Source organism: Salmonella sp. 32120201201600049SM (assembly GCF_017572835.1).
GTDB classification, from domain to species: domain Bacteria; phylum Pseudomonadota; class Gammaproteobacteria; order Enterobacterales; family Enterobacteriaceae; genus Salmonella; species Salmonella enterica.
Map to the genome: position 1 here is coordinate 373,309 of NZ_JAGESA010000001.1, position 14,716 is coordinate 388,024.

Annotated in this window: 18 protein-coding genes; 9 read left to right on the plus strand and 9 right to left on the minus strand. The window is 53.1% G+C overall.

All coding sequences use genetic code 11. The features are described 5' to 3' along the window. Positions 1–38 precede the first annotated feature (38 nt). The 4 genes from rnt to J4650_RS01920 all read right to left on the minus strand — a co-directional run bounded on the left by rnt (position 39) and on the right by J4650_RS01920 (position 3,018). Entirely contained in the window at positions 39–686 is a 648-nt protein-coding gene (rnt, locus tag J4650_RS01905; RefSeq protein ID WP_001282272.1) for a ribonuclease T, read from the minus strand. 100 nt (positions 687–786) lie between these two features. Further along, positions 787–1,194 carry a lactoylglutathione lyase gene (gene gloA, locus J4650_RS01910; protein ID WP_001237787.1) on the minus strand — a complete coding sequence of 136 codons (408 nt, stop codon included), beginning with the start codon at positions 1,192–1,194 and terminating at the stop codon, positions 787–789. A 68-nt stretch (positions 1,195–1,262) separates the two neighbouring features. Further along, positions 1,263–2,360: an alkene reductase gene (locus J4650_RS01915; protein WP_000092935.1), complete on the minus strand. Its 1,098-nt coding sequence runs from the start codon at positions 2,358–2,360 to the stop codon at positions 1,263–1,265. Positions 2,361–2,418: 58 nt separating this feature from the next. Further along, positions 2,419–3,018, minus strand: coding sequence for a TetR/AcrR family transcriptional regulator (locus tag J4650_RS01920; RefSeq protein ID WP_001041823.1), 600 nt, complete (start codon positions 3,016–3,018; stop codon positions 2,419–2,421). 102 nt (positions 3,019–3,120) lie between these two features. On the opposite strand from J4650_RS01920, the gene J4650_RS01925 reads away from it, so the two are divergent. The 3 genes from J4650_RS01925 (at position 3,121) to sodC2 (ending at position 4,908) form a co-directional block, all read left to right on the plus strand. Beyond that, positions 3,121–3,360 carry a DUF1289 domain-containing protein gene (locus J4650_RS01925; protein ID WP_001538148.1) on the plus strand — a complete coding sequence of 80 codons (240 nt, stop codon included), beginning with the start codon at positions 3,121–3,123 and terminating at the stop codon, positions 3,358–3,360. Between the two features lie 50 nt (positions 3,361–3,410). After that, entirely contained in the window at positions 3,411–4,307 is an 897-nt protein-coding gene (locus tag J4650_RS01930; RefSeq protein ID WP_000250724.1) for an aldo/keto reductase family oxidoreductase, read from the plus strand. A 79-nt stretch (positions 4,308–4,386) separates the two neighbouring features. After that, the gene (gene sodC2, locus J4650_RS01935; protein WP_000826818.1) at positions 4,387–4,908 is read left to right on the plus strand and encodes a superoxide dismutase [Cu-Zn] SodC2; all 522 of its coding nucleotides are present in this window, start codon (positions 4,387–4,389) and stop codon (positions 4,906–4,908) included. Here sodC2 and J4650_RS01940 read toward each other — a convergent pair. From J4650_RS01940 to J4650_RS01950, 3 genes are read right to left on the minus strand one after another with little or no spacing between them, the layout of a single operon-like run. After that, complete coding sequence (locus tag J4650_RS01940) at positions 4,884–6,923, minus strand: FUSC family protein (protein WP_000777625.1); 2,040 nt, start codon at positions 6,921–6,923, stop codon at positions 4,884–4,886. The two genes, sodC2 and J4650_RS01940, sit on opposite strands and share 25 nt — an antisense overlap. Further along, positions 6,923–7,783, minus strand: a complete 861-nt coding sequence (locus tag J4650_RS01945) for an HlyD family secretion protein (RefSeq protein WP_001520441.1) — start codon at positions 7,781–7,783, stop codon at positions 6,923–6,925. The genes J4650_RS01940 and J4650_RS01945 overlap by 1 nt, the downstream gene beginning before the upstream one ends. A 2-nt stretch (positions 7,784–7,785) precedes the next feature. Then, positions 7,786–8,022, minus strand: coding sequence for a DUF1656 domain-containing protein (locus J4650_RS01950; protein WP_000649755.1), 237 nt, complete (start codon positions 8,020–8,022; stop codon positions 7,786–7,788). A gap of 194 nt (positions 8,023–8,216) precedes the next feature. Here J4650_RS01950 and slyA point away from each other — a divergent pair, with 194 nt between their 5' ends. Beyond that, positions 8,217–8,657 (plus strand): transcriptional regulator SlyA, encoded by a 441-nt coding sequence (gene slyA / locus J4650_RS01955; protein ID WP_000764554.1) that lies wholly within the window; start codon positions 8,217–8,219, stop codon positions 8,655–8,657. A 47-nt stretch (positions 8,658–8,704) separates the two neighbouring features. Here slyA and slyB read toward each other — a convergent pair whose 3' ends face one another. Next, complete coding sequence (gene slyB, locus J4650_RS01960) at positions 8,705–9,172, minus strand: outer membrane lipoprotein SlyB (protein WP_000597179.1); 468 nt, start codon at positions 9,170–9,172, stop codon at positions 8,705–8,707. Positions 9,173–9,443: 271 nt separating this feature from the next. Here slyB and anmK point away from each other — a divergent pair, with 271 nt between their 5' ends. The 5 genes from anmK (at position 9,444) to pdxY (ending at position 14,018) form a co-directional block, all read left to right on the plus strand. After that, the gene (anmK, locus tag J4650_RS01965; protein WP_000835021.1) at positions 9,444–10,565 is read left to right on the plus strand and encodes an anhydro-N-acetylmuramic acid kinase; all 1,122 of its coding nucleotides are present in this window, start codon (positions 9,444–9,446) and stop codon (positions 10,563–10,565) included. Between the two features lie 87 nt (positions 10,566–10,652). Next, positions 10,653–10,982, plus strand: a complete 330-nt coding sequence (gene mliC / locus J4650_RS01970; protein WP_001132086.1) for a C-type lysozyme inhibitor — start codon at positions 10,653–10,655, stop codon at positions 10,980–10,982. A 58-nt stretch (positions 10,983–11,040) separates the two neighbouring features. Then, the gene (gene pdxH / locus J4650_RS01975; protein WP_001282334.1) at positions 11,041–11,697 is read left to right on the plus strand and encodes a pyridoxamine 5'-phosphate oxidase; all 657 of its coding nucleotides are present in this window, start codon (positions 11,041–11,043) and stop codon (positions 11,695–11,697) included. A 126-nt stretch (positions 11,698–11,823) separates the two neighbouring features. Then, the gene (gene tyrS / locus J4650_RS01980; RefSeq protein ID WP_000168626.1) at positions 11,824–13,098 is read left to right on the plus strand and encodes a tyrosine--tRNA ligase; all 1,275 of its coding nucleotides are present in this window, start codon (positions 11,824–11,826) and stop codon (positions 13,096–13,098) included. A gap of 59 nt (positions 13,099–13,157) precedes the next feature. Next, positions 13,158–14,018, plus strand: a complete 861-nt coding sequence (pdxY, locus tag J4650_RS01985) for a pyridoxal kinase PdxY (RefSeq protein ID WP_000789732.1) — start codon at positions 13,158–13,160, stop codon at positions 14,016–14,018. Between the two features lie 58 nt (positions 14,019–14,076). On the opposite strand, the gene gstA is transcribed toward pdxY, so the two are convergent. Then, positions 14,077–14,682 carry a glutathione transferase GstA gene (gene gstA / locus J4650_RS01990; RefSeq protein ID WP_000765727.1) on the minus strand — a complete coding sequence of 202 codons (606 nt, stop codon included), beginning with the start codon at positions 14,680–14,682 and terminating at the stop codon, positions 14,077–14,079. Between the last annotated feature and the right edge of the window lie 34 nt (positions 14,683–14,716).

Consider the following 14,716-nt stretch of genomic DNA (forward strand, 5'->3'; position numbering starts at 1 on the left):
TACCGCCATCGTGAGCAAAAGCGGCGTCGTTAGCCACGTTATTTATCCGTCGGCAAAGGTAACGGCCAGCCGCCCAGGCGCTTCCAGCGATTGACGATTTCACAAAACAGCACCGCTGTCCGCTCGGTATCATACAAAGCGGAATGGGCCTTTTCGCCGTCAAACTCCATACCTGCCGCCAGGCACGCTTTTGATAACACCGTTTGTCCCAGCGCCAGTCCGCTCAATGCCGCAGTATCAAAGGTGACGAACGGATGAAACGGGTTACGTTTCAGCGAGGCGCGCTCTGCGGCGGCCATCATAAAACTGTGATCAAAAGTGGCGTTATGCGCGACCATAATGGCGCGGCTACAACCGCTGTCTTTGATACCTTTACGCACCATTTTGAAAATAGCGTGTAGCGCCTCATATTCACTCACCGCGCCGCGTAGCGGGTTAGAGGGATCGATACCGTTAAACGCGAGCGCTTCCGGCTGTAAGTTGGCTCCAGCGAACGGCTCCACATGGAAATGCAGCGTCGTGTCCGGCATCAGCCAGCCTTGTTCATCCATTTTCAGCGTGATGGCGGCGATTTCGAGCAGCGCATCGGTTTTAGCGTTAAATCCTGCAGTTTCAACGTCGATGACGACAGGATAAAAACCACGAAAACGGTCGCACAGACCGGAAAGTTGAGCGTTATCGGACATCTGAGTCTCTTAATACGAAAAAATGCAGCGCGTATTATGGCAAATTTTACGCCGGGATGCAGTAAAACAACGGGCGCAGTGACCTGCGCCCGGCGGGGGATCAGTTACCCAGACCGCGGCCTGCGTCTTTAGCTTCAATCAATTCGATTTTATAGCCATCCGGATCTTCAACGAAGGCGATGATGGTCGAACCGCCTTTTACCGGCCCCGCTTCACGGGTCACGTTGCCGCCGTTCTGACGAATGCGTTCACAGGCTTCAGCAGCATTGTCAACGCTCAGCGCGATGTGCCCATACGCATTGCCCATGTCGTAGCTCTCAACGCCCCAGTTATAGGTTAGTTCGATGACCGCTTCTTCCGTTTCCGGACCATATCCCACAAAGGCCAGCGAGTATTTGTATTCCGGATTCTCACTGGTACGCAGCAATTTCATGCCCAGAACGTTAGTGTAAAAAGCGATGGAACGCTGCAAATCGCCGACGCGCAGCATAGTATGCAATAAACGCATTTTCGTTGTCCTTAAAATAGTCAAGATATTCAAAGTATAGCGGCGATGTGAGGCCGCTATCAATGAAATTACAGAGTAGGGTAGTCAGTGTAGCCTTCCGCGCCGCCGCCATAAAAACTTTCGGGACGCTGTGGATTAAGTTCCGCTTTACGTTGCAGACGCGCCACCAGATCCGGGTTCGCGATGTAATCGCGACCAAACGCCACGGCGTCAATCAGCCCTTTTTCGATCAGATCTTCCGCTTTTTCTGGCGTATAGGCGCCAGCGCCGATGATGGGACCGTGGAAACGCGCGCGCACTTTTTCACGGAACGCGTCGCTGTACGGTTCGCCGCCCGCCCAGTCTGGTTCAGACATATGCAGATAAGCGATGCCGCGTTTGCCTAACGCTTCAATCAGATAAAGGGCGTCAGCTTCTTCATTCGGGCCGTTATCGACATTCTGGAAAGTGCCGACAGGAGAAAGGCGGATGCCGATACGGTCCGCGCCCCATTCCTTAATGCCGGCATCAACCACCTCCAGCACCAGACGGGCGCGATTCTCTACGCTGCCGCCGTACCGATCGGTACGGTGATTAGAAGACGGTGAGAGGAACTGGTGCAGCAGATAACCGTGCGCGGAGTGCAGCTCCACCAGATCGAAGCCTGCCTCTCGGGCATTGGCGATAGCCTGGCGGAAATCGTTGACGATCCCGGGGATCTCGTGAGTATCCAGCGCGCGCGGCGTGGAAGTTTCTACGCGGATGGCCTGACCGTTTTCGTCACGCAAAGAGGTGCGGGTTCCCGCATTGATAGCGGATGGCGCGACGGGCGCTTGTCCGCCTGGTTGCAGGCTGGCGTGTGAAATACGGCCTGTATGCCACAGTTGCACCGCCATATGGCCGCCCTGGGCATGGACTCCCTGAGTGATTTTTTTCCAGGCGGCGATCTGCTCATCGCTGTGTAATCCCGGTGCGCCGGCATAGCCTTTCGCCTGTGCGGAGATTTGTGTGGCTTCGCTGATGATCAATCCGGCGCTGGCGCGTTGACGGTAATATTCCGCCATTAACGGCGTAGGAATGTCGCCCGGTTCAATACTCCGCAAACGCGTCAAAGGCGCCATAAATACGCGATTTGTCGCCGTGATGGCACCCACCTTGAGGGGGGTAAACAGTTTTGCTGATGACATAGTGGCTCCTGATATAAGTAGACCGGTCGTCTTGTAATAAAGGAAATAAAAACGCCCGTTACTGCTCAGGCGTTGCAATGATGGTCTTAACATGCGCCAACGCATTTTCCAGCGGCGCGGCGCTACGGGATATTTTGGCCTGCAAATTGGCGCCCAGCCACAGGGCATAAAGTACCTGCGCCTGTGGCAACGGCTGGCCGGTGAAATGTAAACAGTGGCTATTACGGCCATCTTCCAGCGCGCGTGCAAGCAGTGCCATGATCTCCTGCGCCCCTTTATCCATCGTAGAGCGCATATCCTCCGACAGATCGCAGACCTCCGCTGACAGTTTCACCGTCAGGCAACCGCTGATGGCGCCTTGCTGGCAAAACTGCTTTAACGTTTCCTGATACCAGGCGAGAAGGCGATCGCGATGATTACCGGGACCGGAGGTGAAGTGCGCCGTAAGACGCTGATGATAGCAGGCGTAATGTCGCTCAAGCATGGCGACGCCGAAGGCTTCTTTCGAGCGAAAGTAGTGATAAAACGACCCTTTAGGCACCTGGGCGGTTTTGAGCAATTCGCTAAGCCCCATGCCGGTAAAACCCCGTTGCATACAAAGCTGCTCGCCGGTGGCCAGCAGATGTTCGCGGGTATCATGTTCGGTTTGCTTATTCATAGCAGGCAGTATAGTAGACCAGTCGGTCTACTGCAAGCAGAGTTGCCATAATGTCAGTTAGCGTCTTCAATAGTCATAAGCGCCAAACGTTGAGGAGGGGATGTGGCCGAGCAGTTGGAGTTTTTTCCTGTAGCAAGCCCATGTCGCGGTATCTGCCAGTCTGATGAGCGTGGCTTTTGTCGGGGCTGTATGCGCAGCCGCGACGAACGGTTTAACTGGCAAAAAATGAGCGATGCCGAGAAACAAAATGTACTGCGGCTTTGTCGCCAGCGTTTCTTGCGTAAAATACGCGCAAACAAGCCTCTCCCATCGGAAGATCCTCAACAACCTTCACTCTTTTAAACGCGGAATTGCGTATACTCAACCTCATTATTCTCTATGAGGAATCTGTTATGGTTCAGCGTGTCACCATCGCTCCACAAGGCCCGGAGTTTTCGCGTTTTGTCATGGGTTACTGGCGTTTGATGGACTGGAATATGTCCGCGCGTCAGTTAGTGAGTTTTATCGAAGAACATCTGGATTTGGGCGTCACTACCGTTGACCATGCGGACATTTATGGCGGTTATCAGTGCGAAGCGGCATTTGGCGAGGCGCTAACGCTGGCGCCGCATTTGCGGGAAAGACTGCAAATCGTCACCAAATGCGGTATTGCCACCACTGCCAGAGCGGAAAATAAGCTCGGTCATTATATTACCGATCGCCGCCATATTATTCTGAGCGCCGAACAGTCATTAAAAAATCTGGCGACAGATTATCTGGATATGTTGTTAATTCACCGTCCCGATCCGTTAATGGATGCGGATGACGTCGCCGAGGCGTTTCAACATCTGCACCAAAGCGGCAAAGTGCGCCATTTTGGCGTTTCTAATTTTACGCCAGCGCAATTTACGTTGCTGCAATCGCGCCTGCCTTTCACCCTGGCGACCAACCAGGTGGAGATCTCGCCGGTTCACCAGCCTTTGTTGCTGGACGGCACATTAGATCAATTACAGCAACTGCGTATTCGTCCGATGGCCTGGTCATGTCTTGGCGGCGGTCGGCTGTTTAATGATGAGGCTTATCAGCCGTTGCGCCAGGAACTTTCCGTTATCGCGCAAGAACTCAACGCCAGTTCTATTGAACAGGTGGTCTATGCCTGGATTTTACGTTTGCCGTCGCAGCCGCTGCCGATTATTGGCTCGGGTAAAATCGAACGCGTACGCGCCGCACTAGAAGCGGAAACGCTGTCATTGTCGCGTCAACAGTGGTTCCGAATCCGCAAGGCGGCACTGGGTTATGACGTGCCGTAATCGCCAACTCGTTGACTTTCCGTACATGTTTTCGCCAGTGGTTTACACTTAACAGGCGACCACATGTAACGGAGGTTTTATGAAGCGATTAAGTTTAGCGATGGTGACGCTGCTGGCCTGTGCGGGTGCGCAGGCTGCCAGCGAGAAAGTAGAGATGAATCTGGTGACGGCGCAAGGCGTAGGACAGTCTATCGGCACCGTCGTCATCGATGAAACCGAAGGCGGCTTAAAATTTACCCCACACCTTAAAGCGTTGCCGCCGGGCGAGCATGGTTTTCACATTCATGCCAAAGGTAGCTGCCAGCCCGCGATTAAAGACGGCAAAGCGGTTGCCGCAGAAGCCGCTGGTGGTCATCTGGACCCACAAAATACCGGTAAGCATGAAGGACCGGAAGGTCAGGGGCATCTGGGCGACCTCCCGGTGTTAGTCGTTAATAATGATGGTATCGCCACCGAACCGGTTACTGCGCCGCGTCTGAAGTCTCTTGATGAAGTGAAAGATAAAGCGCTCATGATCCATGTGGGCGGCGATAACATGTCCGATCAGCCGAAACCGCTCGGCGGCGGCGGAACGCGTTACGCCTGCGGCGTCATTAAATAACCCGGAGACAGTGTTCCCTGCGCTGGAGCCTGTTCCAGCTGCGACAGCGAACAGTGTAAACGCCAGATAATCGCCGCCAGCTCATGCGCGGCGGGTTGATGATGATGTGCGAGCGTGTCGCAGATACGCTGTAGTTCCTGTAGCGTAACGGCAAGCGGGCGTTGCTGTACGCCGCGCTCGCTCATCACATCGCGCAGCAGGGATATACAAATATCCCGCACCCGGGAAAGCGGATCGGAACGCGACTCCCAGGCGCGCAGCTGCCACACCACATGCGAGCAGTTCAGCAGTACCACTCCCCAACGTAATAACCACCGGCGCGCCAGCGCATCCTGGCTATTGCTGAGCTGACTGACGTGATGATAGGTCAGCGATTCAAACTCGCTTTCGTTATGGGAAGGGTGACGGCTAAGCTGATCGACGAAATCCCGGCGTAGCGCGCGGATATGGCGGCGGCTTTTTACGGCATCGGAACCGGGGCGCAAAATCGCAAACGCCAGCCAGGAAATCGCGACGCCGACGATCTTGGCGGTATTATCGTTAAGGAAGTCGGCGAAGTCGTACACCGGTGGATTGGTCACGGCGATGAATGAGCCCATAAAAACGATAAGCTGCCCCCACAGTCCCGCCAGCTTAGGCATCTGCAGTTTAAGCAGTTGCATCGTGACGAACAGCGGAAAAAGGAAAAGTAAGAATTGCCACAGATCGGTGATTTGCACCATCAGGCCAAATTTCACCACGAAGCTGAATAAGGACAGCAGCACTAAAGTACGCATCAATAAGGAAAGCGACTTAAACGGCGTGGCGACGATGGAGTAGAGGACGCAACTGATCGCCGCCAGGGTTAATGCGCCGGGCCCGGATTCCCATTGCGCGCCAATACTCCAGGCGCCAATTACCGTGAGCGTGCAAAAGGTACGCACGCCGCTCCAGATGGCCTCTGCGTTATCCGTATGCCGCGCAAGGCCGGGAGTGCGGCGGATATGGATTTGATCTACCGGCGCGCCGCTTTCGATCAGATATAACTGACGGCTGCTGCGCAGATATAGCTGGCAAAAATAGCGTAATCGCTGCCAGAACGCGAGGTGACGATAATCCTGTTCATCCTGCGGGCGTAGCGGCGCAATAATCCGCGCCACGGTGTAGCTGTCCGCGCGCGGTTTTGCCAACTCAGCTAAGAGTTGTTCAATGACTTCGCGGCTGTTTTCCGGCGGCGTCGGCCAGTTTAAAAGCATTCTACGCAGACTGGAGATCACGCTGGTTAGCCGTAATTGCTGGTGTAACAATGCATTTAGCAATGCATTCTGGCGGCGAAAACGGTAGTGACTCCAGAAGGCCTGAATACGCAGCAGGTTCATGGTCAGGATTTGCCCAATGACCCCCTCATGCGCGGAGCGGATAGCGTCGGTAGTCTCCGGCTGCCACAGTAGACTGGCATGTTCCAGCAAGCGCGCATGCATGTTTTTCAACGCGGTGAGCAGGGCGGTACCATCCGATGTGCTGGGTAGGATCATCATCATCATGCCGCCACAGAGGATGCCGACGATAACTTCACATACACGTGCCTGGGCGATATCCCACAACTGCGTGATTTCTACAATATTAACCATCGGGAACGCGATGATCGCCGCCGTGTAGCCGGACAACTGGAAAGCATAAGCGGCATTATTGGTAAAATGCGCGCAGGCCCAGGTACAAAAACCGATCCAGGCGGCCATGCTAAATAAGAACAACCAGGGTTCATTCAGCGTATGGCCAGCAATAATTAACGCGGCGGTCGCGCCGAGTAAACTCCCGGCAATACGCCCCAGACTTTTACTGATTACGCCGCCTACGGTCGGAAAGCTCACCACTGCGGCCGAAGTCATCGCCCAGTAGGGCTCATCCAGATTGAGATAATAAGCGAATGTCAGCGCGAGACACATGGCAATGGTATTGCGCAACGCGTAACGCCACTGGCCGGAGGTCGCTTTAAACCAGGGCGTATTTCGCAGGGCCGGCAGGGAGAGTTTCATTACCGCTGTCCAATGGCTACGCTGCAGGTAGTGCCGGAGACGAGCGTGATATCCTGCGGCAAAGCGTCAAATTCGATACGTACCGGTACGCGTTGCGCCAGACGTACCCACGGTACGTTGGGTTTGATATCGGGCACTAAACCGGAGTCACTTTCTACGCTTTGGTCGTAAATAGCGCGCCCGATACTGCCAACGTGACCCTGTAACTTAACATTGCCACTATACAGTGTTATTAATGCAGGCTCACCTTCGCGGATGTGGCGTAGTTTGGTTTCTTCGAAATATCCCATTACATAAAATGAGTGGCTATCTACCAGGGCGAAAAGTGGCTTACCGGTGCTGGCATAATCACCGGTACGCGTGGAAAGGTTGGTCACCCAGCCGGATACCGGCGCTTTTACTTCCGTCTGGCTAAGCTGCCACTGCGCCTGTTTTAACGTTGCCAGTGCGACATCTACGTTGGCCTGCATCGCTTTAACATTCAGATTGGCGCTATCCAGATCTTCAGCAGAGATGTAGTTACGCGATAAATGTCGACGTCGATCGGCTTCATTATTCGCTTTTGCCAGATCGGACTGCGCTTTGGCCAACTGCGCCTGCGCGTTAAGTTCTGCAATATGGAAGGGCGTTTTATCAATGACAAAGAGAACGTCCCCGGCGTTGACGAACTGATTATCTTTGATATTGAGTTGGGTAATGCTGCCAGAAACCTGTGGCGTTACGCTGACCTGTTCCGCGCGGATTTTACCATCGCGCGTCCACGGTGACTGCATATAGTAATTCCATAACCACCACGCGGCCAGAACGGCGACGACGGCGACAATGAGAGTAGAAAAATATTTTATTGTTTTTAACGACATATTTACCACGCGATCAGTAAAACGAGGCCCAGACATACGCACAGCGTAAAGAGGGAGAGATCCATTAACAGGGGATGCCAGATTTCATCAGAGTATATCCGGTCACGCAGTAGTCGGTGAATAAACAACCAGATAACGAACCCAAGCGCAAAGGCTTTAAAGAATGGCGGAAAGTAAACAGATGCTCCCAACATGAGATCTTGTAAGGGCAATCCTGTGGCGTTGAGTATACACTTCACAAGCAATGTTCCTTTGCGTCAGACATCGATGCTTTAGTTTTAGCCAAAACTGAAGCTACAGGTGCCAGGTGCGCACTATGTCTGAAAAAATGTCTATTGGTAAGCAAATTTAGCAATACATTTGTTTTGAGAATACAAATACTGCACACTATTCTAAAATCAGCATAATAACTTAGCAAGCTAATTATAAGGAGATGAAATTGGAATCGCCACTAGGTTCTGATCTGGCACGGTTGGTGCGCATTTGGCGTGCTCTGATTGACCATCGCCTCAAGCCTCTGGAATTGACGCAGACACATTGGGTCACGTTGCACAATATTCATCAATTGCCGCCTGACCAGTCGCAGATTCAATTGGCTAAAGCGATAGGCATTGAGCAGCCATCGCTGGTACGCACGTTGGATCAACTTGAAGATAAGGGGCTAATTTCGCGGCAAACCTGCGCCAGCGATCGTCGCGCTAAGCGGATTAAACTGACCGAAAAAGCGGAGCCGCTGATCGCTGAGATGGAAGAGGTCATTCATAAAACGCGCGGTGAAATTTTGGCTGGGATTTCTTCAGAGGAGATTGAGCTTCTGATTAAACTTGTCGCTAAACTTGAACACAACATTATGGAATTGCACTCTCACGATTGAGGTGCAGGGGCATACGTGTGGCCATGTGACCACACGTAAAGCCTGGTTTAGCGTGGAGAGACAGTAACCTGGCTGCCGTTGCTGGCCAGCACGACACGCTGACCTGCCGAGAAACGCGTATTTCCTTGTTTCTGCACAACCATAATGGTGTTGCCATCGTCTTTACGAATTTCCAGTTCCACACCCTGGGTTTTATTCATTGCGCTCTGGACGCCCTGGCCCGCTACGCCACCAGCCACCGCGCCTGCCGCGGTCGCCAGTGAACGACCCGTACCGCCGCCGATAGTGTTGCCGAGGAATCCGCCCAACACCGCGCCGCCGATAGCGCCAATCACGTTAGAATCATCACCGCCCTGAATTTGAACCGGACGAACGTTAACGATAGTACCGTACGTTACATTCTGAACTTGTTTAGCCTCGGATGCGGTATAAACATCACCCGAAAGGCTATCATTGTTAACACACCCCGCTAGGGATAACCCCATCAGTGAAACGGCCAGTACACGTTTAATCATTTACCCATCTCCTGTTCTTCACGAAACGCTATGTCAGCATCCCTATAGCTAAATTATATGGCATTTATGCAGTTAAGGTCATATCTTCTGCTGAAAGAATGTAAAAATCATAATCAGAAGTTAATTAACCAATCTTAAACGAAGTCGGAAGCAAGAAAAGATAGGTCATTGATATCCGTGGACGACACGGCAAAAAACGTGACGTGGGCATAGCATTACAAAATACGTTATGCCGAGTGTTAAGGCTTAACCCAGCTTAAAAGGAAGAGGTATGAAATCGGGCCGTTTTATTGGCGTTATGTCCGGAACCAGCCTTGATGGCGTGGATGTTGTACTGGCGGCAATTGATGAAACCATGGTTGCGCAACAGGCAAGTCTCACCTGGCCTATTCCCGTTCATCTGAAAAAAGGCATTCTCGATATTTGCCAGGGACAGCCGCTTACGCTCTCGCAACTCGGCCAGCTGGATACCCAGTTAGGCCGGCTTTTTGCACAGGCGGTTAATGCGCTGTTAGCGCAACAACGTTTGCAGCCGCGGGATATCGTCGCCATTGGTTGTCATGGGCAAACGGTCTGGCATGAGCCGACCGGCGAGGCCCCGCATACGCTGCAAATTGGCGATAATAATCACATCGTCGCCCATACGGGGATTACAGTGGTCGGCGATTTTCGGCGGCGGGATATTGCGCTGGGCGGACAAGGCGCGCCGCTGGTGCCCGCTTTCCATCACGCGCTGTTGGGACATCCGACGGAAAAACGTATGGTCCTGAATATCGGCGGCATCGCCAATTTATCTCTGCTTTTCCCCGGACAGGCGGTGCGCGGGTACGACACGGGGCCGGGTAATATGTTGATGGATGCGTGGATTTGGCGACAATGCGCGCAGCCCTACGACAAAGACGCGGCATGGGCGAAAGAAGGTCAGGTTATTCTTCCATTGCTGCAAAAGATGTTGCGCGATCCGTACTTTGCTGCGTCGGCGCCCAAAAGTACAGGACGCGAATATTTCAACTATGGCTGGTTAGAGCGTCATCTTACGGCTTTCCCTGGCGCAGACGCGCGCGATGTACAGGCCACGCTGGCGGAGCTGACGGCGGTCTCCATCGCCCAACAGGTGCTGCTCAATGGCGGCTGCGAGCGGCTGATGGTCTGTGGCGGCGGAAGCCGGAATCCGTTAGTGATGGCCCGTCTGGCGGCGCTGTTGCCCGGTATCGAGGTTTCGACCACCGATAAGGCGGGGATCAGCGGCGATGATATGGAAGCGCTGGCCTTTGCATGGCTTGCCTGGCGAACGCTCGCGGGCCTGCCGGGAAATTTACCTTCCGTGACGGGGGCTACAGAAGCCAGTGTTTTAGGCGCTATTTACCCGGCTAACCCAATAACTCAGAGTTAACTGAATTTTTCCCGGACCCTATATCGGTAAACTAGCAAGGTCAGGAAGGGGCGTTTGCCCTTCCAGAAGCAGGAGAGCTTTCGGGATATGCCTATGAAAAAGATCGCAATAATGTGTTTACCTGTGCTGCTGACCGGCTGTAGCGTTTATCAACAATTTGTTGAACGTATGCAAACGGATACGCTGGAATACCAGTGTGATGAGAAGCCGCTTACCGTTAAAGTCAATAACCCGCGTGAAGAGGTCAGTTTTGTTTATGACAATAAGCTGCTGACCCTGAAGCAAGGAATCTCGGCCTCGGGCGCGCGTTATACCGACGGGATTTATGTTTTCTGGTCGCAAGGCGAGAGCGCCACGGTCTATAAGCGAGACAGAATTGTGCTTAATAACTGTCAGTTACAAAATCCGAAGCGTTGAGATTTTCAGTATGGGGGCGCACAATAGCGCCACCCACTGATTATTTCTGATCAACGCCATGTCTGATAACGACCAATTGCAGCAGATCGCGCATCTGCGCCGTGAATATACGAAAGGCGGCTTGCGTCGCCGCGATTTACCCGCTGAACCGTTAACCTTATTTGAGCGCTGGCTTGGGCAAGCGTGCGACGCCAGACTGGCCGATCCGACGGCAATGGTCGTGGCGACCGTAGATGACAAGGGGCAACCGTACCAGCGTATTGTGTTGCTCAAGCATTATGATGAAAAAGGCCTGGTCTTTTATACCAACCTGGGAAGCCGCAAGGCGCATCAAATTGAGCACAATCCGCGTATCAGCCTGTTATTTCCCTGGCATATGCTTGAACGCCAGGTGATGGTGACAGGCAAAGCCGAGCGTCTCTCCACTCTTGAGGTGGTGAGGTATTTCCACAGCCGTCCGCGCGACAGCCAGATCGGCGCATGGGTCTCTAAACAATCCAGCCGCATTTCCGCGCGCGGTATCCTCGAAAGCAAATTCCTGGAGCTCAAGCAGAAGTTTCAACAGGGCGAAGTGCCGTTACCCAGCTTCTGGGGTGGTTTTCGCGTGAGTATCGAACAGATGGAGTTCTGGCAGGGCGGCGAACATCGTCTGCACGATCGCTTTTTATACCAACGCGACGACGGCGCATGGAAAATCGACCGTCTTGCGCCCTAAAGATGCAAAAATCTTGTTTTAAGCACTGGTGCGGATGAATCCGCCGTTTTATGCTATGTCTCTTTCGCGTCTGGCGAAAAGTCGTGTACCGGCAAAGGTGCAGTCGTTTTATACATGGAGATTTTGATGGCAAGCAGTAACTTGATTAAACAATTGCAAGAGCGGGGGCTGGTAGCCCAGGTGACGGACGAAGACGCGTTGGCAGAGCGACTGGCGCAAGGCCCGATCGCGCTCTATTGCGGCTTCGATCCTACCGCTGACAGCTTGCATTTGGGGCATCTGGTTCCATTGTTATGCCTGAAACGCTTCCAGCAGGCAGGGCACAAACCTGTTGCGCTGGTAGGCGGCGCGACCGGTCTGATTGGCGACCCGAGCTTCAAAGCCGCCGAGCGTAAACTGAACACTGAAGAGACCGTTCAGGAGTGGGTGGCGAAAATTCGTAAACAGGTTGCCCCATTCCTGGACTTTGATTGCGGCGAAAACTCCGCCATCGCGGCCAATAACTATGACTGGTTCGGCAGCATGAATGTGCTGACTTTCCTGCGCGATATCGGTAAACATTTTTCCGTTAATCAGATGATCAACAAAGAAGCGGTGAAGCAGCGTCTGAACCGTGACGATCAGGGTATCTCTTTCACGGAGTTCTCTTATAACCTGCTACAGGGGTACGACTTCGCTTGTCTGAATAAACTGCACGGCGTTGCCTTACAGATTGGCGGTTCTGACCAGTGGGGGAACATCACTTCCGGTATCGACCTGACCCGTCGCCTGCACCAGAATCAGGTATTTGGTTTGACCGTTCCGCTGATCACCAAAGCTGACGGCACGAAATTCGGTAAAACCGAAGGCGGCGCTGTCTGGCTGGATCCGAAGAAAACCAGTCCGTACAAATTCTACCAGTTCTGGATTAACACCGCAGATGCCGATGTTTATCGCTTCCTGAAATTCTTCACTTTTATGGACATTGAAGAGATCAATGCCCTGGAAGAAGAAGATAAAAACAGCGGTAAAGCGCCGCGCGCGCAGTATGTGCTGGCCGAGCAGGTGACGCGCCTGGTTCATGGTGAAGAGGGGCTGGTTGCGGCGAAACGGATCACTGAATGCCTGTTCAGCGGTTCACTGAGCGCGTTGAGCGAAGCTGACTTTGAGCAGTTGGCGCAGGACGGCGTACCGATGGTTGAAATGGAAAAAGGCGCTGACCTGATGCAGGCACTGGTAGACGCCGAACTCCAGCCGTCGCGTGGTCAGGCGCGTAAGACTATCGCCTCCAACGCTGTCACTATCAATGGTGAAAAACAATCCGATCCTGAATACATCTTTAACGATGAGGACCGTCTGTTTGGCCGCTATACCTTATTACGTCGCGGCAAAAAGAACTATTGTCTGATTTGCTGGAAATAAGGCATTAAGTAACAGGGAGTGAGAAATCACTCCCTTATTTTTGATGTTCAGGTAAAAAAATGAAGAATATCCTCGCTATCCAGTCCCATGTTGTTTTCGGACATGCGGGCAACAGCGCCGCCGAATTTCCCATGCGCCGTCTTGGCGCGAATGTTTGGCCGCTGAATACCGTTCAGTTTTCTAACCACACGCAATATGGTAAATGGACCGGCTGTGTCATGCCGCCCAGCCATCTGACTGAGATTGTCCAGGGGATTGCGGACATTGGCCAGTTAGCGCACTGCGACGCCGTACTTAGCGGTTACCTGGGATCTGCCGAGCAGGGAGAACACATTCTCGGTATTGTGCGCCAGGTTAAAGCGGCAAATCCGCAGGCAAAATATTTCTGCGACCCCGTGATGGGGCATCCGGAAAAGGGCTGTATCGTGGCGCCTGGCGTCGCAGAGTTCCATGTGCGTTATGCGCTACCCGCCAGCGATATTATCGCGCCTAACCTGATTGAACTGGAAATTCTCAGCAAACATAGCGTGAATAATGTGGATGACGCCGTGCAGGCGGCGCGTGAACTGATTGCTCAGGGGCCAGAAATTGTACTGGTAAAACATCTCGCCCGCGCCGGTTACAGTTCAGAACGCTTTGAAATGCTGCTGGTGACAGCGCAGGAAGCCTGGCATATTAGCCGTCCGCTGGTGGATTTCGGCTCACGTCAGCCGGTTGGCGTTGGCGATGTCACCAGTGGTTTATTGCTGGTCAAACTTTTGCAGGGCGCGACGTTGCAGCAGGCGCTGGAGCACGTTACGGCGGCAGTCTATGAGATTATGATCGCCACCAAAACGATGCAGGAGTACGAACTGCAGGTCGTGGCGGCCCAGGACAGGATCGCTAACCCGGAACATTACTTCAGCGCAACGCGGCTGTAATTATTGCTGCTAAAAAGAGGCCGGATGGCGGTACAGCGAGCTATCCGGCAATATGACATTAATTCAGTCCTTCCGCTTTAAGCGCTGCCGCAACGGTCGGTCTTTTTGCGACACGCTGCATATAACTTTCAATATGCGTTAACCCGTCCATATTCAGTTTTACGCCATAGGCCCAACGCAATACGGTAAACAGATAAGCGTCTGCAATGGTAAAACGCTGGCCGCAAATCCACTGGTCGTCTGAAAGCGACTCATCCACATACTGCAATTTCTTTTCCAGACCGGCGCGAACGGCGGGTTTGAGTGTTTCCGGCGTGTCAGGGCGGAACAGCGGGGTAAAGCCTTTATGCAGTTCCGTTGCAATATAGTTGAGCCATTCCAGCGTATGATAGCGAGCAAGACTACTTACCGGCGCCAGAAGCTGGCGGTCGGGAACGCTGTCGGCGAGGTACTGCATAATGGCGACGCCTTCAGTCAACAGTGTGCCGTCATCCAGCAGCAGAGCCGGAACCTGTCCTTTAGGGTTGACTGCCAGGTAATCATCACCGTTTTCTAGGCGTTTTTTTGCGAGATCGACGCCATCAAGCGTAAAGTCTTTGCCAATTTCGCGCAGGGTAATATGGGAAGCAAGAGAGCAGGCACCCGGTTTGTAGAACAGTTTCATCGGTAACTCCTTTTTGCTGAGGTTTAAAGTATGG